Here is a 21579-nt window from a genome sequence, read left to right on the forward strand (position 1 = left end):
CGTATGAAACTAAGAAAATATTATCCGACCGTTGTGCTTTCTGACATTCACCTGGGTTCTGAACACTCGAGGACAAAAGAAGTAACCAATTTCCTTAAGCATATCGACTGCGACCGCCTGATCTTGAATGGCGACATTATCGATGGCTGGCAACTCCAAAAGTCCGGCAAGCGCTGGAAACAGGCTCAGACCGATTTCTTCAAAGTGCTTATGAAAATGATGGAGAAGAAAGGGACGCAAATCATTTATGTGCGTGGTAATCATGATGACTTTCTCGATAAACTGGTTCCGTTCCGGTTTTCCAATATCTCTATAGTAAAAGATTATCTGCTGAACAGCCACGGGAAGCGTTACTTGGTGACTCACGGCGATATCTTCGATACGGTTACTACCAATATGCGCTGGCTCGCCATGCTGGGTGATATCGGCTATACTTTTCTGTTATGGCTGAATAAAATTTATAACAGGAATCGTGAGAAACAGGGTAAACCTTATTTCTCTCTATCCCAGCATGTAAAGCATCGGGTGAAAAGTGCCGTCTCTTATATCTCCGATTTTGAGAGGGAGCTGGTGAAACTGGCCCAGGCTAAGAGGTTGGACGGTATTATCTGTGGCCATATCCATCAGGCAGCCAATGTTTGGTATGGAGACGTCCATTATCTTAATTCCGGTGACTGGGTGGAAAGTATGACTGCCCTGGTGGAGAATGAGCAAGGTGAATGGGGTATCGTTACTTACAATAAGGCTGAATATGAGTCTGATGAGGAAACCGTTTCAAGAAACGCATTATACGCAGAAGTAATATGAAGATACTATTTATCATACAGGGAGAGGGCCGGGGACATCTTACCCAAGCTTTATCTCTTCGTCAGAAACTGACGGATGAGGGGCATCAGATAGTCGGTGTACTGGTGGGGAAAAGTCCGGCCCGCCGTATCCCGGAATTCTTTACGGAGAAGATCAATGCACCGCTCTACGATTTCGAAAGTCCAAACTTCCTGCCTACGGCAAAGAACAAGCAGATAAACTTGTTGGGTAGTATCGGCTATAATCTGTTGCGTTTACATAAATATATAGGTAGTATCCGTTATATCGACCGGATGATCAAAGAGACCGGAGCCGATGTGGTAGTCAATTTCTATGAATTGCTGACGGGACTGACTTATCTTTTTGCCCGTCCGAAGGCCGTTATGATCTGTATCGCCCATCAATACCTTTTCCTGCATCCCGATTTCTCCTTCCCGAAATTGAATCCAGTCTCTTTATCTTTGTTGAAATTCTTTACCCGTGTGACAGCTATCGGTGCAACGAAGAAACTGGCTTTATCTTTCCGGAAGATGCGGGAAGTCCCGAATGATAAGATTGTCGTAGTTCCCCCTTTGCTGCGTAAAGAAGTGATGAGCAGGACTTCGCGTAAAGGAAATTATTTGCATGGGTATCTGTTGAATAGTGGCTTTAGTGAAGAAGTAAAGGCGTGGCACACTGAGCATCCTGATGTTCCGATGCACATTTTCTGGGATAAAAGAGGTGCGAAAGAAACGACCAAAGTAGACGATACCCTTTCTTTTCATCAACTGAACGATATTCGTTTCGTTAAGTACATGGCTGGAGCGAAAGCTTATGCAACCACAGCCGGCTTCGAGTCTGTTTGTGAGGCGATGTATCTGAATAAGCCTGTATTGATGGTACCCACCCATATCGAGCAGGCATGCAATGCTTACGATGCCTCTTTATCGGGAGCCGGAGTGATCGCCGATCGTTTCGACCTGGATGCCTTATTACATCTATCCGAAACTCACCAACCGAACTCTTCTTTCCGTCATTGGGTGAAACAGGCGGATTGGCTGATCCTGCGCGAGTTCCGTGAAGATCTGCTAATGGAAGAAATGCCTTCTTCCGTATTGCATCGTTTGTCGATGCAATGGGTGTATAGGGTGGCAAAGAACTTTTCGCTGTAGGATACTAAGCCAAGTTTCCTTGTATTATATTAATGTATGCGTACATTATATATAAGCAATCTTTCATCTCTATTTGCAAACCTCTCTCTTTCCTTGTTGTAGTAAGCGAATTCAATGTAAAAGCGAAAAGCCGGCCTGAAATAAGAGACTTGTAGAATCGAGGTTTGTGATAGAACCCTATGCTTTTGTACAAACTAAGCTATTCAATTGATAAGAAAGGGTATGACAGAGAAAAAAAATAAGTGAAAATAATTGCGGATAAAAAACTATTGCTTACTTTTGCTGAAGTATTTGACGATCGTACAAGCAAGCCGATAGAAGATAAGTCGGCATTATATAGAATAGAACTTAGAATTACTTAGTATTAATATTAAATTTTTGATTATGAACAAAAAGTTTTCTACGCTTTTGTGTACAGGCTTGTTATCTGCTTTTGCTTTCACAACTGTGAATGCTGCTGATATTACAGGTTTTGTCACAGGGACAGATGCTGCTGCTATCTCCAAATTAGATAAAGCAGCATTGAATGGAGTTTATCAATTAAGAGTGCACGCCGATAGCGTACTTGTTATTAAAGACAGTAAATATGTTGTTGAAGGCGCGGATGCAATTTCTAATCTACAAAACTCTTTATGGTGTATCACTATCACAGAACAAGGACAAGGTAAAGAACCTATTTATGATTTCATAAATAAGGGTACTGGTGAATTTTTGGCTATTGCTGAAGCTGATGTTAATACATTGACTGTAGGTGATATGACTGCTGATACTTTGTCAGTAGGTGAAACTTATGGTGGTTGGGCTTTTTCAAGTACTTATGCGACTGCGTTGGAACAAGCAAAACCTATGTTTACTTATCAGGAAGCTGACCATGTACTTGTTTTGGTAAATGATAATGGTGCTGTTAAGGCAAAGAAAGTTCTTGCTAGTGCTGCTAGAAGTGAAGCTGATGCTTTTAAATTTACGGTGTATGATGCAGGTACTTATGTGTTGAGTGCAAGCGAGATCAATGGTTACCTGAAAAATAACAAGGATGTTCTTACATTTCATCTGGATGCAAACGCTGATGTAAACCCGTTCTCTACTACAGCTTTTGTAGCAAAAGAACTTGATGGTGGTGCAGCTACTGATCATAACTTCGTTTATGTAACATCTAAAGCTAATGCGAACTCTTATTTGAAGGTTGATACTGCTGCTAACGGTGTAGGTATTCAATTCTTGAAATTTGGTTGGACGGATGCAACTAAAGAAACTAATGATAGTATTAAAAATTCTAAATTAGCTGATCAACACAAATTTTTATTCACTTACAAACCTTCTATTGATAGTTTGTATATTCAGGTTAAACAGGTTCGTTACAAATCTGACAAAAATGCTGAAACATGGTGGAGCGAAATTGATGGTACAACTAAAGGCACTATCTATAACTATGGTGATAGTTATACTGGATTAGATGATGCAGACCCAGCTAATCTTTATCCTTCTAAATTGTTCGTTAAACTTCAGAACTTTACAGTTGCTGATAGAATCGCTACAATCGGTGAAAGACCTATCAATACTCATATTGGTTTTGGAGTAAAGGGTTGTAATCCTACAAACGATAAGACTTCTTTGGCTAATGGTTTGTATATCATTAAGAATGCTAAAGGTCAGGTATTAGCTGCTCCTATCCATGAAAATGCTAATGTTGGAACTAATGTAGTTGAATGGGTAACGTTAGATGAACAAGATCCGTTGCATATGCCTGCTTATCAGTGGGTTATTACAAAAACATTAAGTTCTGCTGTATCACAGTCTACTTCTCCTATTAAAGTTGTGAACCGTGAGTTCCCTGCTGCTCAAAATTGGGCTAATCTTCAGTTGAAACTGAATGACAAAGGTGAAATTGTTACAGGTGACAATTTGCTGGGAAATGCAACTTTTGTTCAGATCACTGACTCTGCTATCATCAAAGATAAGAAGTTAGGTTATAAATACATCCCTTCTCAGGATTTGCAGATTACAAAATATCAGTTCAATTATTTGAACCCGTTCACTCAGGATTACTGGATTGCTAACGGTGCAGGTAAAGACTCTTTAGTATATGTAAAACAGGATGCTAACGAATATTCATTGGTTGAAGGTTCAACTGCTGAATATGGTATCGAAGTAAATGCTGCTGTGTTGGCTAAGATTCCTGGTCTTGCACAATTGGAAAGAACTAATTATGTAATAGCTAAGGACAAAGCTAACCGTTTGGTTAAGGCTTATGGTAGCAAGTTCTCTATGGGGGCTGCTAACTATAATACTGCAGAAGTTGATACTTTCTTCTTCAAAGAAAATAACCATTTCGATGGAAAACATTTCTATGCAATTGTAGAAACAGATTATGATGCAGTTAATCATAAAGCTTATATTAAAGATATCAAAACTACATCTAAAGTGGGTATCGCTGATGATGGTATGACTGCAGGTTTGAAAGTTCAGTTATTGAACGAATCAAGAACTTCTGCTTTCACTGTAGAACCGTCTACAACTCCGTTGTATCGTCGTTTCAACTCTGAATTACTGGAAGGCAACGCAGGTGATGCTACAGACTCATTACGTTTCGTTGAAATGTATCGTGGTGAAAACTTACAGGTTGAAGCTAACCCGAACTTCATGAAAGAAGGTATCGATTTCTTAGGTATTTATACAGCAGATAAAGCTACTTCTGGTTTAGCATTTATCGTTGATACAGCTTGGGTTAATCGTGGTCTTGGTTATATCAAACCTCAATATTTGATTTCTATTGATCGTCATGACTTTGAAGGTGTTGCTGGTGAACCTTGCCAGGAAGCTGGTCCTCACGTAGATAAAGATGGTAATATAACTGATGCTGATCATTGCGTTCACGCAAAACCGGCTATTCCTAGCTTCGAAAGAGGTAAATATTTGATCAACTTCCATAACTTTGCAGCAGAAAACGAAGATCTTCTTTGGAAGAAATATGATCGTGCAGGTTTTGTTGAAGCAATCCGTGTTCAGGATACTCTTTATATCTTAAGAGATGAATTCAAAGATTTAGCAAATGACAAGATCAACTTTGCATCTATTAAGGCTGCTGAAGAAGTTGCTAAGAAAGCTAACGGTTATGTAAATCATATCTATAACTTGGCAGGTGATAATCACAAATATGTAACTTGGTCAATGCGTTTCAAGAACAAAGAAGTTGCTTCAAACGAAAAAGAAGAAGACAGAGCTTTCTTGATTGAATCTATGAAGGATTGTGTAAGACCGGGTGCTTTGTATACTGCAGGTGCAGGTGAAGGCGATATCGCTCCGTTGCAGGCTTCTTGGTTGAAGATGCAGAACGGTTGCTTGGTATTGTCAACAGGTGACTCTAAGTTTGATGAATTCGCTACAGGTAATGATGATGCATTGATCTTCAATGTTAAACACGTTGCTAACGATGAAATCGCTACAGATACTGAAGATATCACAACTAACACTGTAAGTGTAATTGCTGGTAACGGTACTGTAACTATCAAGGGCGCTGCTGGTAAGAAAGTTACTATTGCTAACGTTCTTGGTCAGACAATCGCTAACACAGTTCTTTCTTCTGACGATGCTACAATCGCTGCTCCTGCTGGTGTTGCTGTAGTTGCTGTTGAAGGTGAAGCTGCTGTTAAAGCAATTGTAAAATAAGAATAAAGAATAATTAAATGAAAATAGCTTCTCTACTCTTCCCTTCGGGGAAGGGTGAGTAGCCTGTGAAGGTGAACAGATTGGAAGCTGAATTTTAGTAATAAAAATAAAATAAAGTTCATCCGTGAGTATCCCTGTGAAGGGAGAAAATGGACAAAAAACAACCCCGGCGGTATTTATTACCATCGGGGTTCTGTTTTTAAAGAGCTCACGGAAACGGAGTTCATTATGTTTAATAGAAAAGTCGCCTTCCATAGAAGACGACTCCTGCTTTATCTGTTTATTTTTACTGCTTCAACGCCTGTTCGATATCCGCAATGATATCGTCCGCACTTTCGATACCGACTGAGAAACGGATCAGGTCGGGAGCGATACCCGCTTCCTTCAACTGCTCGTCAGTCAGCTGGCGGTGTGTATGGCTTGCCGGGTGAAGTACACAAGTACGTGCATCTGCTACGTGAGTAACGATTGCAGCCAGCTTCAGGCTATCCATGAACTTGATGGCAACCTCGCGTCCACCTTTCAGGCCGAATGACAGTACACCACAAGAACCGTTCGGTAGATACTTCTTTGTCAGTTCGTAATACTTATTACCTTCCAGATCTGGATAATTGACCCAGGCAACCTTGTCGCAGTTCTGAAGCCATTTAGCTACAGCCAATGCATTCTTACAATGCTGTGGCATGCGCAGGTGTAACGTTTCCAGTCCCAGGTTCAGCAGGAACGCATTTTGCGGAGATTGGATAGAACCCAGGTCACGCATCAACTGGCTCGTAGCCTTGATGATATACGCCATTTTACCGAAAGTCTTTGTGTAAGTCAGGCCATGATAAGATTCGTCCGGTTGGCAAAGACCCGGGTATTTGTCGGCATGTGCTTCCCAGTCGAAGTTGCCGCTGTCGACGATACAACCACCGACAGCAGTAGCATGTCCGTCCATATATTTTGTAGTAGAATGCGTTACGATGTCGGCCCCCCATTCAAACGGGCGGCAGTTGATTGGTGTCGCGAATGTATTGTCGACAATCAAAGGCACTCCGTGGCTATGGGCGATACGGGCAAACTTCTCGATATCCAGCACCATTACGCCCGGATTGGAGATCGTTTCGCCAAACAATAACTTTGTATTCGGACGGAAAGCCTTGCCGATCTCTTCTTCGCTGGCATCCTGATCGATGAAAGTACATTCGATACCCAGTTTCTTCAATGTAACGGACAGTAAGTTATAAGTACCTCCGTAGATACCGGTTGCACTTACAATATGGTCGCCGGCTTCACAGATATTGAAACAAGCGAAGAAGTTTGCAGCCTGTCCCGAAGAAGTCAGCATCGCTGCAACACCGCCTTCCAACGCGGCGATCTTGGATGCTACGGCATCATTTGTCGGGTTTTGCAGGCGGGTATAGAAGTAACCGCTTTCTTCCAGGTCGAACAATTTAGCCATCTGTTCGCTGGTTTCATACTTGAATGTAGTACTCTGATAGATAGGGAGTACGCGCGGTTCCCCCTTTTTCGGTTGCCAACCACCTTGCACGCAGAGGGTTGCCGGCTTAAATGAATTGCTCATGTCTTTTATGTTTGTTATGTAATTATATTCTGCCGACAAAAGTAAAGAATAGTTTGTACCATTTATACAAATCTTTGATCAATTATATAAAATCCACTGCTGTTTCAGAATAACCTGTACCTTTGTTGCCGATTTTGGTGTCACAATTCCATTATCTGAACATCCGTTGGCTGGTAGAAGACGATCGCCATGTGGACGCTATGCCTGAGTGGTGCATCCCTTTCGCTGACAGGGAAAAAGGAGAGAGTATCCTTATTTATACAACAAAAGTTTTCTAAAATAAATCCTTCATTCATTCAGTGCTGTGGATACACAGTTGATTATCTATTGTTTATGGCTGAAGGAAATTGATTGGGCTGAAGGATCTATACCGGATTTTTAGATTTTTCATTCATAAATGGTCGCTTCCGGTATTATAAAAAGGACGAGTTAACACCGATCGGTTATCTGTTAGCCTATTTCCTTCTGACACATAGGTAGTGACTTTCTAGCACTATTGTCCTTTCTTTTTTTCAGTTTGTCATTTGTCGAACGCTTGTTTGCCAGCTGTCAAACGCTTGTTCGACAGTTGTGCTACAAGTGTTCGACAAATGACAAACAATGAAAAAGTACTAACTTACATGCTAATAAGATATTATATATCCCATTATTACTCATTACTTCAGCTTTACTCTTTGCCTGAAGATGTGAGCTAAGAAGAATGTTGATTCCTGACAGAAATATGAAGCATTAATCTAAAAATAAAGCAATATCCTTCATTTAGTTGAAAATTCATTCAGCTATAAATGGTAGATAATCAACCGTATATCTACAGTGCTGAATGAATGAAGGATTTATTTTAGAAAACTTTTGTTGGTGCATTCAGAGATAAAGGATAACGTATGGGAGATAAAGGAGAAAATATAGAAAGATATGAACTAAATGTAGAAAAAGGTGAACTTTTTCAATTGACAATTGATAATTGACAATTGACAATTAGGCTTCGCGCTCGAAGTTAGGGAAAGGATAAGCTTTTATCCTATGATGCCAACCCTCTTTCTGTCATGGCGGGCTTGACCCGCCATCTCATCCTACTGGTTGGTTACTGGTAGAGTATGAGGTCCCGGGTCGAGCCCGGGATGACAGAGCAGGCGCTCTGATAAAAAAAGATAGTTCATGTCTAGAAAGTGGACTATTATCAAAGACTCACATCTGGCAAAATGTGAACTTTTATTCCGTCATGCCAGGGCTGGTGCTTTGGTAATCTTCCCCTTATTTCAATATTTTCTTTTGCAATGCCCTGAACCAGACAAATGAAACAACCCCTTTCAGCATGCTGGAAATACTGATAGCCCACCAGACGCCGACAACACCTAATCCCATAGCCGATAAAGCGATCGCCATCGGGATACGCAATGAGTTGAATGTTATGCTGATAATGGCAGGTGGAACCGTCCGTCCTGTTCCGTAAAACAATCCTTGCATGGTTATTTCGAGCATCATGAACAACATGGAATAACCATCTATCCGCAGGAAAATACCTCCGGCTTCATAGGCCTCTCTCTGGGGAACGATCAACGAGAATACTTCGCTGCCATAGAATACGAACAATAACGTACAGAGAATACCGAACACGGTAGTCATCTTTAACGTCGTGTGATAAGCTTCCAACACCCTGTTCTTCTCGGATGCGGCATAGTTCTGGGCGACAAATGCGCTCAATGCCGTGCTGAATCCCTGAGAGGTGTTCCACGCAATGGCTTCTATCTGTCCTCCGGCGGTGAGCGTCATTAACCCGATATGTCCTCCGTAGGTAGATGCCGTGCGGGCCATGAATATATTGATGATGGCAAACAGCGTATTCAGCATGGCAACCGGTAATCCTAATTGCAATATCCTTTTCGAATAACTTTTCTTTAATCTGACAAAGAAGGTGAAGCCGCCCAGTAATTTGCTTCTCCATTTCAGCTGGTAGACGAACAGGGCGCATACGGTAGCCTGCGATAACCAGGTAGCCCAGGCCGCTCCGGCAGTCCCCATGTCAAACACGAAGATAAATACCGGGTCGAGTATCATATTCATAATAAGTCCTGCTCCACTGATATAGAACGGGATTTTACTTAATCCGGCAGCATTGTGGATGCCCGTGAAAGCGGCAGACAAGAATATAAAAGGGAAGGCGGTAGAAATGATCCGCAGATACTCTACCGCATTAGCTGCGATAGGAGCTTCCAGTTTATATATCCCGATAATTGGATTGGCAAACACAAAAAGAAGTAACCCCCAGCAAATGGAAATGAGCAGGGCGATGGTGAGGTTGTGGGAAGAATAACTCCGCGCATCCTCTTCATTGCGGGCACCGATACTTTGTCCTACGCTCACTTCCGAACCTACTTTATTCAGTAAGGAGATCGAGTTGGTCATCCAGGTCAGAATACCTACGGCACCGATGGCGGCAACGGCTTCACTACCCAGGCGTCCCACCCAGGCCATGTCGGTGATGCTGTAAGCCATCTGTATAAAAGAAGTCCCCATGATAGGTAATGCCAGGTTGAATAGTTGGCGTTTGATGGGACCTTGTGTCAGGTTCTTTGTTCCTTGCATGTTTGTCTTATTTGGATGCAAAAGTAGGAATAAAAAAGGAGAACCCGATATCGGATTCTCCTTCTCTGTTATGTTTCTTTTGTCGGATCAGAAATTAATATTCACTCCGATCATCGCACTGAACTTCTGCAACGGATAACCGTAATAAAGTTCGTATTTCTGGAACAGTACGTTGTTCAGCTTCAGATACAGGCCGAAGGTGTCGTTGAAGTTGTAGGCTCCGGTCAGGTTCAGTTCGTTGATATTTTTCATTTTAATATAATCAAGACCTAACGGAGTTTTACGTCCTGTGGCCAGGTAGTAATCCAACGATGCAGATAAGTTCTTGATCGGACGGACGGTTACACCGGCTGTGATTTCCATTTCCGGCATTCCGTAGGCTTCAGCTTCGTGTGTGTTGAGGAAACCTGTTGAATGATCTTCAGAATATTCAACGTCCCAGTTATTGTAAACTCCTTTTAAGGATATTTCAAATAGTTGCTGGTAACTGTATTTCAGGTTGGCTCCGACAAACAGTTGTTTGGAGTCCATTAAGTTTGACGGGTAACAAAGGTTTCCGAAATTATCCTTTGTATTCTGAAATGCCGGAACATAGAAATAATCGTCACTTGTGATCTTATATCCTCCGAAAACATCAAACCAGAATCCCGGTGCTACGCCGCTCCTGATCCCAAGTATTCCGTCCAGCCAGTTCCGTGAAGGAGTTATTCTAGAAACTGGAGAAGTATAACGGTTTACCTGGAACAAGTCATACATGCTGTTTGACTTCAATTTGCCGTTAGCACTCAGGTATAGTACAGTTTTGTCTGCTACTTCCACGTCAGCCGAAATATTGGGAGATGCCATGAACTCTTTATGTTCTCCGCTGAAGAACATTGCGTTTACTCCCAGTTTGACATGCCAGTTTTCGCCTTCTATCTTGTAATAAGGGCTTAAGGTTGCGGCTGCAAAATTATCAAAATAATACGTGTATCCGGCTTTTTCACCATCAGGTATCTTCATATCATTCGGCAAACTATAGTTGAAGTACTGGAAGTTTCCGTCCAATCCGACTCTTTGATTACCTCCGAAGCCGGCATTTAATCCGAAATTAAGATTGAATGTTCCTTCTGTCGGGCCGTCGAAAGATTCTCCGGCTCCATATTTATAAGAGAAATTAGTATAGCCTATATCCAGCAGATAGCCTACCGGAGCATCTTCTTTCGATTCGACACCTACATTCGCTTTGATCGTCTGAGCCACCTGGTTTGTCTCAATGTCACTCAATATTTCGGGAATAGCACTTGAACTCGGGTCTAAATACATTGGGAAGCCATAATAATTAAATCCTGAATACCCGTATTTAACCCCCATCTTCAACGCCAGCTTATCGAAGTTGTGCTTGAAGTTGAGACCTCCCAGGTTATCGTTCAGTTTTGCTTTTACCTTTTCGTCTATCTGAAGGTATTTCACCTTACCATTGGTGGAACGGTGCGAGAGCCAGATATTCAACTGATCCTTATCTGTGCTGAGGATGTGGTATCCCAGGTCGCCATTCAGATTCAGATACGTACCGGCACCGAAGTTGAAATAACCGCGGCGTTTGTTGTAGAGGATATCCGTCATGATATTGCCTGAAGGAAGCAGGCTGATCTCCTTTTCCGGATCGGCCGGAACCGTGAAGCCGGCATAGTCGATCGGCATCTTCTTCACTGTCGGCTCCTTGATGACCGGCAGGGTGTTGACTTTACTGGCATCCTGAACCGACGGATCGTATTCGCGTTCGAGCGTCATTTCCCGGTCAAGATTCTGTTTCTTCGAAGTATCTTCCTGTGCATTGACTGTGGCTGCTGTTCCCAACAGAGCAACGACGCACAGTGTTTTTACATTATATATAGTCTTCATTGTATTCTATTATTGCTTTAGTTTACCTAATCTGTCTTCTATCATGCCGGCAATTTCGTCGTCACCCTTATAGTTGTTCTTCAGGTTGTTCAGATAAGCGCGTGCCTGAAGGTCGTCTCCCTGGCGGATATAAATATCAGCCCAGAGGATAAAGCCGCGTGCCAGCCAGTACTGATGAGGCGTGCCGTTCTTGGCGAAATCTTCTAGGATCTTTTCTGCGTTCTTATCATCCTTCGTATCGTAGAAATACTGTGCCAGCAGATACTTCGCTTCGGCACCGTGAACGGTACGGGTATCCTGGCTGAGTACTTTCAGGTCTTCGACAGCTTTTGCAGGCTGCTTATGGTCGATATAAGCTTTGGCACGAATGTAACGTGCTTCCGCTTCCACTTCGGGTGATAGCTTCGATTCTTTCAGCAACTCGTTGGCGGCCAGTTGCGCTTCTTCCTGTTGTCCGGTCTGTAAGGCACAACGCATAACACCCAGGCGGGCAGCCAGTTTGTTTTCCGGATTTTCGGCAATGACCTGCAAACGCTTGAAGCTTTCCAGTGCAGACGGGAAATCTTTGGTGAGATATTGCATTTCGGCCGTACGTGCAACCGCCTCTTCCAGGAACTTCGTGTCGCCACTTTCGATAACCGACTGGAAGCGCTGCAGTGCTTCGTCATATTCTTTCTTGCTGAAGGCAATGCTTGCCAGGTAATAGTTCGCATTCGAACTGAAGGCACCTTCCGGGAATGTCTGCAGGTAGTTGATCAGGCTGCGGCGTGCTTCTTCGTTGTTGCCACGGTTGAACAGTTTCTCGGCAGCAATATAAGTCAGTGAATCCTGTTCGCCTACTTCCAGGCGGACATTGCCACCCAGGGAGTTTACATAGTTGGCATACGCATTGATATCGTTCAGGTCGATGTAGACCGATTTCAAGTCTTGCAGCGCCACTCTGGCTTCTTCACTTCCCGGATAATTGCTGATCACCTTTTTATAGGCGTCGGCCGCTTTCTCCGGATGGTTGTCGTTGAAGTAGAGCAGACCCAGCTGGATACCGGCTTTACGTGCCAGACTGCTTTGCGGGAACTCTTGCACTAATGTTTCAAACGCTTTGGCAGCCTGCGAACTGTTATCCAGCAATACATAAGAACGTCCTTTTTCGAAAAGGGCATCATCTACATATTGCGATTCGGGATAGTCGCGGATCAGGCGATCCATCATATTGATCTTTCCTTTATAATCTTTCTGCAAGCCCAGCAGGAAGCCTTTCTGGTAGACTGAATAATCTCCGGCGGAAGGTTGCAGTTGTGCGGCACGCGAATAATTTTCTTCGGCCTGTGCGAACTGGCGGTTCTGATACAGACAGTCGCCTACACGGTTGTAGGCATCCGCCAGAGCCGGAGCATTCTGGTTGCTTTCCAGGTCGATATACTGGCGGAAGCGGTTCTGGGCTTCTCCGTATTGTTTCTGTTTGAAGTAGCAGTAACCCAGGTTGTAATGAGCCAGGGCATACATATCCGTATTGCGCTGACGGGTATTGTTCAGATACGTACGGTAATCTGAAATAGCTTTCTGGTATTCACCCTGGCGGTAGTAAGACTCTCCGCGCCAGAAATAAGCATCGTTACGCGATTCCATATTATAAGAACCCAGATTGATAGCCTGGGTGAACAGGTCTACCGCATCGTCCAGTTTCATATTGGTGAATGCCTGTGTACCGAGCTGGAACAAAATGTCCTGCTTGGCTTCCAGTATCTTGGTGCTCGGACGGTTGATCTTATTGATAGAGTTCAGGGCAGCCTGATAGTTCTTTGTCGTTAAATAGACTTCCACCAGGTAGTCGTTCACCTTGTCCGCATATTGGGAGTTAGGGAAGTCATTCAGGAAGTCCTCGAAAATCGTAACCGATTCGCCGAAGCCGGTGAAAGCTGTCTCATGGATCAGGAGGGCGTAGTTGAACATGGCCGTTTCCTTGATCTGTTTGTCGAATGAAGAAGTTGCTGCCGCTTCGAATGCCATACGGGCGTTGTTCTTGTCGTTCAGCTTCAGATAACATTGTCCGAGATAGAGATAGGCATTCTGGGTGAGTGCATCATCCTGGCGGACGGTCTGCGACAGGGCATTGACTGCACTGTTGTAGTTACCTTTATTATAATAGCAAACACCGAGGATATACAGGTCGCCTCGCAACGGGCTGTCGGTAGACGATACATATTTGCTTAACATGTTGATCGCCTTGTCCTGATTCCCCAGATGATAGTAAGAGTTACCCAGAACGCGGTAAAGTTCGCTGTTATTCTTGCTGTTCGGATAAGAGGAGAGAAGCTCTTCCCCTTCGCTGATCACCTTGTCGTATTTGTTCTGTATAAAGTATATCTGCGTGATGTAATATAATGACTGTTCGCGGTAGTCAGGCATCTCTTTCAGGCGGCTGAATTCGACCAGTGCATTGTTGTACTTGCCGGTAGCGTAATCGATATAAGCCACATAGTAGGTGGCAGCTTCGCGGTACTGTGTCCCGACCTGCTGGATGCGTGAGAAATATCCTCTCGCTTTGTCCATTTCCCCGTTTTGCAGCAGTGAGTAGGCCAGGCGGAAACTGTAAGTCTCCTGTTGTTCCGGACTCAGCATGTCGATGTTCGACTCATTGAACCAGAAGATGGCCTTCTGATATTCGCCACGTCCGAAATGAACCGAACCGATCAGGAAGTTCACCTCGTCACTATGGCGTGATGCCGGATAGTCTTCCAGGTAATCTTTCAGTAGTTGGTCGGCATTAGGTCGTCCCTGCTCATAAGCCGCATATACGATCATATAGTTGGCTTCCTGGATCAGGTCGGCATCTTTCGAATGCTGCTTGTAAGCTTCCAGCTTATCGATGCAACCCGGATAATTCTTTAAACTAAACAATTCTTTACCTTCTACGAACAATCGGTCCGGTGCCTCAAACTGGTACGACCGTTGCCCGCTAGCCACATGACTTCCTACCACCAGGCACAGTGGAATAAGTATTCTTTTCATCACTCCTTCGCTTTAATGTACAGATATTAAACAGTCTCTGTTAGTTCTAAGTTGCAAATATAAAGAATAACATACAAATGCTTAGTAAGTTATTAACAAAAAGAATTAATATTTGATTTCATAAACAAATCGGCCTGAATAAAAAGAGAGACGTTCTTTACTAAAGAAGAATAAAAAATGTTCTATATTTACGCTTTCTACGAATGAAAGGGCATAATGAAGGGATCGGAAGACATAAAGAAATTAAATCAGCTATTTGAAGATTATAAAAGCCGCTTTATCAGCTTTGCAAATTCGTATGTGCAAGATTTGACAGTGGCCGAAGACTTTGTAATGGAAGCTTTTATGGATTACTGGGAAGTGAGGGATATCCTGCGTGAAGACTCCAATATTCCTGCCTATATCCTGACATTGATTAAGCATAAATGCCTGAACCACCTGAAGCGTAAACAGCTTCAGGAAGATGTATCTCAGCGGATCAGGAATGTGGCCGAATGGGAATTGAACATTCAAATATCTTCCCTGGAAGTCTGTGAACCGACAGAGCTTTTCACCAATGAAATAAAAGAAATAGTCAACCGGACTTTGGAGCAGTTGCCGGAACAGACCCGCCGTATTTTCATCATGAGCCGGGTTGCCAACAAAACCCGCAAAGAGATAGCCGAGGAAATGAATATGACCGCGAAAGGAGTAGAATACCATATCGCTAAAGCATTATCAGCTTTGCGCGTCAATCTCAAGGATTATTATGTGTTGCTTCCCTTTTTACTCTACCAATTGTGACTTTTTCCATTTTTTAACTAGGCACTTCCTTCTCCCGATTTCTATATAGACAGAAACAGGAAAAATGGAAAAAGAATTATTACATAAATTTTTTGCCGGAGCGGCTACGCTGGAGGAGAAAGAAGCAATCATGCACTGGATGGAATCAGATCCGGGCAATAAGCAATTTCTTTTGAAAGAGCGGAAGCTTTATAATGCCGTCTTATTGCATGGGGAGGATAAACAGGTACAGCAACAGGCCGGCAGACAGCAATACTTCCTGCGTCGTGGCGTGGCCCGGTTCCTGAGAGTTGCCGCAATGATTGTCGTTGCCTTTGGCCTCGGTTACTTCTGGCAATCGGAAAAAACGGAAGGGCCGATCGCTATGCAGACCATATCGGTTCCGGCCGGTCAATGCGTAAACGTAACTTTGCCTGACGGCAGTAATATCTGGCTGAATGCCCAGACCACTATACAATATCCGGTATCCTTCAATAAGGAAAACCGTCAGGTTAAGCTGGATGGAGAAGCCTATTTCGACGTTGCAAAAGATTCGAAAAGGCCATTTATCGTTAATACCAAAGAATGTAGTGTCGAGGTACTGGGTACCAAGTTCAATATAGATGCTTATTCTTCCCGGGATAAATTTGAAACGGTGTTGATGGAAGGAAGTGTAAAGGTCTCGATGCTCGACGATCCGACACAGGCCGTTTCGCTGAAGCCTAATAATAAGGTATATCGGTCAAACGGGAAGCTACTGACGCAAAAAGTCAGTAACTATGAGCGGTACCGTTGGAAAGAAGGCCTGATCTGCTTTGTCGACGAGCCTTTCAAAGTGGTTATGGAAGACTTTGAAAAGTTTTATGGCCTGACTATTGTAGTTAACAATCAGAAAGTCACTCAATATCTGTATACCGGTAAATTCAAACAAACGGATGGAGTGGATTACGCACTGAGCCTGTTGCAGAAGAATATTCATTTTACCTATCAACGGGATCGTGAGAATCATATCGTTTATATAAACTGATCCAATTTAGTATTAACCTTTTAATCTTGTTTGCCTATGACATAAAAAATCCTTGTTAACGAAAATGCCGGCTGATGGTGACGCATCAACCGGCAAGAATCTATAACACAATTCATTAAATTGTATTACTTTGAAACAACAAATGTATGAAAAAAAATACTTTACAGGGACATTATTGCCTAAAAAGTCCCAACCTTAAACAACTATTCAGAATTATGCGAATAACTACATTCCTGTTATTAGTCTGTATATTTTGTTCGTTCGCTTCTACAACTCATTCGCAGAATATGCGGGTAAGCATCAGTAAATCCAGTACGCAGTTAAACAAGATATTCTCTGAAATAGAGAAACAGACAGAGTATCTCTTTGTGTATAACAACCAGATCGATGTAAATCGTAAAGTTTCCGTAAAAGTAAAGGATAAACAGGTAAGCCAGGTGTTGGACGAATTGTTCGAGGATACGAACATCGAGTATATGATCCAAGGAAACCATATCGTTTTATCCTCGAAGGAAAATAATATTATCGCACTGCAGCAACAGCAGCAGGCCGGTCGCCGGATATCAGGTGTTGTGGTCGACGGCAATGGAGAACCCGTTATCGGAGCGAATGTATTGGTAAAAGGCACGACTATCGGGAATATGACAGATGTAGACGGGAAGTTTGCTTTTGAGATACCGGATAATGCCACATTGGTCGTTTCGTATATCGGTTACTTGTCGCAGGAAATAAGTACCAGGAATAAATCGATTCTAAAGATCACTTTACAGGAAGATACTCAGAATATTGACGAGATCGTTGTGGTGGGTTACGGTACGATGAAGAAAAGTGACCTGACGGGAGCATCCGGTTCCGTCAAGGAAGATGCCTTGGCACAACGTACGGTTACCTCTTTCGGACAGGCTTTGTCGGGTAGGGTTTCCGGTGTGAATATCTCCACCAACTCAGGCCGTCCGGGCGGACGCGCTTCTATTCGTATCCGTGGTAATTCTTCCATCAGCGTAACGAATGATCCGCTCTATGTTGTGGACGGTGTTATATTGAACGTCAGTACATTGACGAACGGAACTTCTCCGATCGATTACCTGAACCCGAATGACATCAAATCGGTAGAGGTTTTGAAAGATGCATCTGCAACAGCCATCTACGGTGCACGCGGAGCCAACGGTGTGATCCTGATTACCACCAAGAAAGGTGAAGGGATGGGAACAACCATCCGTTACGATACAGACTTCGGTATAGGTGTCCTTCCTAAGAAACTGGATGTCCTAAATGCTTCGGAGTTTTTACAACTGGAAGAACTGGCCTATGCCAATGCACAGAAGTTTGATCCTGATGGATGGAAGAATGGCAGTTATAAGGATCCGAAACTGAAAAGAACCGATCCGAGGTTGTTCGATTCAAACGGCCGGCCGTTGTATGATACCGATTGGCAGGATGAAACGATACGGAATGCCTTCTCCCAGACACACCAGATATCTGTGTCCAATACGAAGGGGGGCGATAGCTACGGCCTGTCTGTCGGATTCAGAGGAGAAGACGGTCTGATCATCGAGTCTTATCTGAAACGCTATTCCGCCCGTTTCTTTATGGATAGCGAACTGACCAAATGGTTGAAGGTAGGAGGTAGCTTAAGTTACGCTTACCAACAGGAACGCCAGACCGACTCTATGGGCGATGGCGGTATAACCGTAGGACGCCAGATAGTAGAGGCGTTGCCTTTCCTGCCGGTTCGCTATGAGGATGGTACTTTCGCCGGAAATAACGATTATCCGGGAATGGAAGGTGGCAACAGCCCCGTACAGGTAGCTAAAGACCGTAACTACACCATGGAGACACAGACAATGCTGGGTAATGTGTATGCTAATATTACATTGATGCCCGGTCTGGAATTCCGTTCGGTATTAGGTGCTAATATCATTAACCAGAAATCCGGTTACTATGGTGGCCGTCAGCTGATTTGGATCTCTTCACCCAATGGTAGCGCTTCTGTTAATAATAATAGAAATAACTCCTGGCAGTTTGAGAACTACCTGACTTATAATAAAGAGTTTGCCCGTATGCATTCGCTGACCGGTATGGTCGGCTTGTCCTGGCAGCATGTCGATAACGCATCGGCTACAGCCTCTGCAACAGGTTTCGAAGATGACTTCTTCCAGTATAATAACCTGGGAATAGGAACTTCTCCTACGGCTGCATCCAATGCGAACGCCTATGGTTTGAACTCTTATTTTGCGCGTGTGAATTACGGCTTTAAAAGTAAATATTTACTGACGGCAACGGCTCGTCTGGATGGTTCTTCCAAATTCGGCCAGTCGAACAGGTATGCGTTCTTCCCGTCTGTAGGTGCTGCCTGGCGTATCTCTGAAGAAGCATTCTTAAAACCGGTAACGGCGATCTCCAACATGAAACTGAGAGCCAGTTATGGTTTGACCGGTAACTCGGAAACGGGTGCTTATGCTTCGCAGGGAAGTTTAGGAAATTACACGACTGTATTCGGTAGTTCCAAAGCTTCCGGTATCGGAGTCTCCTCATTGGCTAACCCGGATTTGAAATGGGAAAAGACTTCTCAGGTGAATGCTGGGTTGGATATCGGTTTGCTCGATAACCGGATCAACCTGGAAATGGATGTATATTATAAGAAAACGACGGATATGTTGCTGAATGCACCGGTGCCGGCTTCCAGTGGTTTTACCTCTATCACAAAGAATATCGGTAGTATGAGTAATAAAGGTTTCGAGTTTTCTATCAATACGGTGAATATCCGGAATGAGAACTTTACATGGGAGTCGACTTTCAATATCTCTTTCAATAAGAACAAGGTCTTGGCATTGAGCGAAGGTGGCGATGATATTTATCCGGGGCCGGACATTTTGTCGTCCAGCAATAATATCATCCGTGTAGGTGAACCGGTAGGTTCTTTCTACGGCTACAAACGCCTGGGTACCTGGAGTACGGACGAAGCTGCGGAAGCCGCTAAATATAACCTTCGCCCGGGTGACCTGAAACTTTGGGACAGGAATAACGACGGACAGATCAATGACCTCGACCGTATGATCATCGGTAAGGGTATTCCCGACGGTTACGGAACATTCTCCAACTCGTTCCGTTATAAAAACTTCGACCTGGTTGTCGACCTGCAATATATGTTTGGCAACGATGTAATGGATATCTCTAAACACTCGGCAGAAGACCGTACAGGTATAGCCAACAGCTACAAGACCGTGCTGAATGCCTGGACGCCTGAAAACCAGAATACGATGATTGCCCAGATCAGGCCGACCGGTGCTGGATATACAACGAATATCGACTCTCATTTTATAGAAGACGGCTCGTTCCTGCGTGGTAAGAACCTGGTAGTGGGATATACATTCCCTTCGGAACTGACCAATAAGTTCTATGTAAAATACCTGAGGATATACGGCAGTGTGCAGAACTTCTTCCTGATCACGAAGTACAATGGTTATGATCCGGAAGTATCCGATGCCACACAAACCTTTGCCCAGGGTATAACTGTATTCGGTTATCCGAAACCACGTACGTTTACCATCGGGCTGAATGTTAGTTTTTAATTCTAAATACGATTAAGTTATGAAAACAAGATATGCACTATTGATAGTATCGCTGGTTCTGGGGTGTAGTAGTTGTACAGACTTTCTGGATGAATCGAACCCGTCTAATTTTACCCAGCAGAATTATTTCAGAACGGCAGAACACGCCCGCAGCGTAGTGAATTCGATTTATCAGGATTTAAGATATTCGGCCAATGGCGACTATGGCGGTAACCCTTATTTCATGACCGATTTCCAGACCGGACTTGCCGGAACGAAAGTGAGCCAGAATGTCAACATCAATAATATCCGACTGGTGGTGAATAACTCCGACAACGAATACAGCAAGAGCTGGTGGAACTATACTTACCGTGCAATAGCGAATGCGAATCTGGCAATTACCTATATACCCGGTATCGAAATGGATAACAGTACAAAGAAAAAATGTCTGGGTGAGGCTTATTTTCTCCGGGCGTATAACTATTTTAACCTGGTTCGTTTGTTCGGGTCGATACCTTTGGTTCTGGTACCGGTAGATGCTTCTTCTCCCGAATTATATCCGCAGCAGGCTTCTGTTGAGGAAGTTTATAACCAGATCATCTCCGACTTGAAGGAAGCTGAAAAATCAGAGTTGCCCTGGGTAGATGAAAGTGGCAAAGTAACAATGGCTACTATTAAGTCCGTGTTGGCAAACGTCTATCTGACAATGGCTGGTTATCCGTTGGAAAAGGGGAAGGAATATTACTCGCTGGCTGCATCCAAGGCGAAGGAAGTGATAGATAACGGTAGTTACAAGCTGTTTTCTTCCTACGGCGATCTGCATAATATTGAAATGGAAAATAAAGGGGAACATCTTTTTATGATCCAATATCAGTCGGGAATAGTGGAAAGTCCGTTCCAAAGCTTATATTTGCCTTATAATATGGATATTTCCTACTACTCGACTGAAACAGGTTCGATAGTCGTACTGGATGAATTTATTAATACCTATGAAGAAGGAGATAAGCGGACAGAGGAAGGCGAATTCTATTATACCCAGTTTACTTCGAATGCGAACAGGGAAGAGATCGTTAAGTTCGGTGCTTATCATATCTTTAAGTTCTTCGATATGGATGCGAACCTGAATACGGCGAAAAGCAGTTTGAATTATCCGTTGCTTCGTTATGCAGACGTATTATTAATGTATGCTGAAGCACAGAATGAAGCCGATGGAAGTCCTTCAGCCGATGCATATTCCTGCGTGAACCAGGTGCGGCAGCGGGCAAACCTGAAAGGTCTTAGCGGCTTGTCGCAGGATGAGTTTCGCCAGGCAGTCTGGAAAGAACGTTATCATGAACTGTCTTTTGAAAATAAGATATGGTTTGATATGGCTCGTACCCGCAAGGTGCTGAATCTGACAACCGGAAAGTTTGATAACTATGTTGGCCATAAATTCACTTACGGGCCGGCTCTGAGCGAACGGGAACTGTTATTCCCGATCCCGACCAACGAGATCAAGAATAACAAGAACCTGAAACAGAATGATGGTTATTGAAATAACGATTATTCAGTAAAATAAAAAGGTATATTTGC

Annotated in this window: 11 protein-coding genes; 7 read left to right on the top strand and 4 right to left on the bottom strand. The window is 43.5% G+C overall.

Going from position 1 to position 21579, the window contains the following annotated elements; translation table 11 throughout:
* The first annotated feature begins 3 nt into the window (after window positions 1-3).
* From HMPREF1536_RS13960 to HMPREF1536_RS13970, 3 genes are all read left to right on the top strand, one after another.
* A complete protein-coding gene (locus HMPREF1536_RS13960) occupies window positions 4-807 on the top strand; it encodes a UDP-2,3-diacylglucosamine diphosphatase (protein ID WP_028729604.1) in 804 nt (267 codons plus the stop codon).
* Complete coding sequence (locus HMPREF1536_RS13965) at window positions 804-1958, top strand: glycosyltransferase family protein (protein ID WP_028729603.1); 1155 nt, start codon at window positions 804-806, stop codon at window positions 1956-1958. The genes HMPREF1536_RS13960 and HMPREF1536_RS13965 overlap by 4 nt, the downstream gene beginning before the upstream one ends.
* A 384-nt stretch (window positions 1959-2342) precedes the next feature.
* Window positions 2343-5624 (top strand): DUF6383 domain-containing protein, encoded by a 3282-nt coding sequence (locus tag HMPREF1536_RS13970; RefSeq protein WP_028729602.1) that lies wholly within the window; start codon window positions 2343-2345, stop codon window positions 5622-5624.
* A gap of 286 nt (window positions 5625-5910) precedes the next feature.
* On the opposite strand, the gene HMPREF1536_RS13975 is transcribed toward HMPREF1536_RS13970, so the two are convergent.
* From HMPREF1536_RS13975 to HMPREF1536_RS13990, 4 genes are all read right to left on the bottom strand, one after another.
* Window positions 5911-7191 (bottom strand): O-acetylhomoserine aminocarboxypropyltransferase/cysteine synthase family protein, encoded by a 1281-nt coding sequence (locus tag HMPREF1536_RS13975; protein ID WP_028729601.1) that lies wholly within the window; start codon window positions 7189-7191, stop codon window positions 5911-5913.
* A gap of 1251 nt (window positions 7192-8442) precedes the next feature.
* Window positions 8443-9774, bottom strand: coding sequence for an MATE family efflux transporter (locus tag HMPREF1536_RS13980; RefSeq protein ID WP_028729600.1), 1332 nt, complete (start codon window positions 9772-9774; stop codon window positions 8443-8445).
* 87 nt (window positions 9775-9861) lie between these two features.
* The gene (locus HMPREF1536_RS13985) at window positions 9862-11658 is read right to left on the bottom strand and encodes a TonB-dependent receptor (RefSeq protein ID WP_028729599.1); all 1797 of its coding nucleotides are present in this window, start codon (window positions 11656-11658) and stop codon (window positions 9862-9864) included.
* Window positions 11659-11667: 9 nt separating this feature from the next.
* Window positions 11668-14667, bottom strand: coding sequence for a tetratricopeptide repeat protein (locus tag HMPREF1536_RS13990; RefSeq protein ID WP_028729598.1), 3000 nt, complete (start codon window positions 14665-14667; stop codon window positions 11668-11670).
* 216 nt (window positions 14668-14883) lie between these two features.
* Between HMPREF1536_RS13990 and HMPREF1536_RS13995 the strand changes: the two genes are divergently transcribed.
* The 4 genes from HMPREF1536_RS13995 (at window position 14884) to HMPREF1536_RS14010 (ending at window position 21541) form a co-directional block, all read left to right on the top strand.
* Window positions 14884-15450, top strand: a complete 567-nt coding sequence (locus tag HMPREF1536_RS13995) for an RNA polymerase sigma-70 factor (protein ID WP_028729597.1) — start codon at window positions 14884-14886, stop codon at window positions 15448-15450.
* Window positions 15451-15514: 64 nt separating this feature from the next.
* Window positions 15515-16456 carry a FecR family protein gene (locus HMPREF1536_RS14000; RefSeq protein WP_028729596.1) on the top strand — a complete coding sequence of 314 codons (942 nt, stop codon included), beginning with the start codon at window positions 15515-15517 and terminating at the stop codon, window positions 16454-16456.
* A 215-nt stretch (window positions 16457-16671) separates the two neighbouring features.
* A complete protein-coding gene (locus HMPREF1536_RS14005; protein ID WP_081693408.1) occupies window positions 16672-20028 on the top strand; it encodes a TonB-dependent receptor in 3357 nt (1118 codons plus the stop codon).
* A 19-nt stretch (window positions 20029-20047) separates the two neighbouring features.
* Entirely contained in the window at window positions 20048-21541 is a 1494-nt protein-coding gene (locus tag HMPREF1536_RS14010; RefSeq protein WP_028729594.1) for a RagB/SusD family nutrient uptake outer membrane protein, read from the top strand.
* Window positions 21542-21579: the final 38 nt, after the last annotated feature.

This window comes from Parabacteroides gordonii MS-1 = DSM 23371 (assembly GCF_000969825.1).
Lineage (GTDB): Bacteria > Bacteroidota > Bacteroidia > Bacteroidales > Tannerellaceae > Parabacteroides > Parabacteroides gordonii.

Coding starts and splice junctions, on each gene's coding strand:
- HMPREF1536_RS13995 (WP_028729597.1), top strand. CDS start 14,884: ATGAAGGGATCGGAAGACATAAAGAAATTAAATCAGCTATTTGAAGAT.
- HMPREF1536_RS13980 (WP_028729600.1), bottom strand. CDS start 9,774: ATGCAAGGAACAAAGAACCTGACACAAGGTCCCATCAAACGCCAACTA.
- HMPREF1536_RS13985 (WP_028729599.1), bottom strand. CDS start 11,658: ATGAAGACTATATATAATGTAAAAACACTGTGCGTCGTTGCTCTGTTG.
- HMPREF1536_RS13970 (WP_028729602.1), top strand. CDS start 2,343: ATGAACAAAAAGTTTTCTACGCTTTTGTGTACAGGCTTGTTATCTGCT.
- HMPREF1536_RS13960 (WP_028729604.1), top strand. CDS start 4: ATGAAACTAAGAAAATATTATCCGACCGTTGTGCTTTCTGACATTCAC.
- HMPREF1536_RS14010 (WP_028729594.1), top strand. CDS start 20,048: ATGAAAACAAGATATGCACTATTGATAGTATCGCTGGTTCTGGGGTGT.
- HMPREF1536_RS13990 (WP_028729598.1), bottom strand. CDS start 14,667: ATGAAAAGAATACTTATTCCACTGTGCCTGGTGGTAGGAAGTCATGTG.
- HMPREF1536_RS14000 (WP_028729596.1), top strand. CDS start 15,515: ATGGAAAAAGAATTATTACATAAATTTTTTGCCGGAGCGGCTACGCTG.
- HMPREF1536_RS13965 (WP_028729603.1), top strand. CDS start 804: ATGAAGATACTATTTATCATACAGGGAGAGGGCCGGGGACATCTTACC.
- HMPREF1536_RS13975 (WP_028729601.1), bottom strand. CDS start 7,191: ATGAGCAATTCATTTAAGCCGGCAACCCTCTGCGTGCAAGGTGGTTGG.
- HMPREF1536_RS14005 (WP_081693408.1), top strand. CDS start 16,672: ATGCGAATAACTACATTCCTGTTATTAGTCTGTATATTTTGTTCGTTC.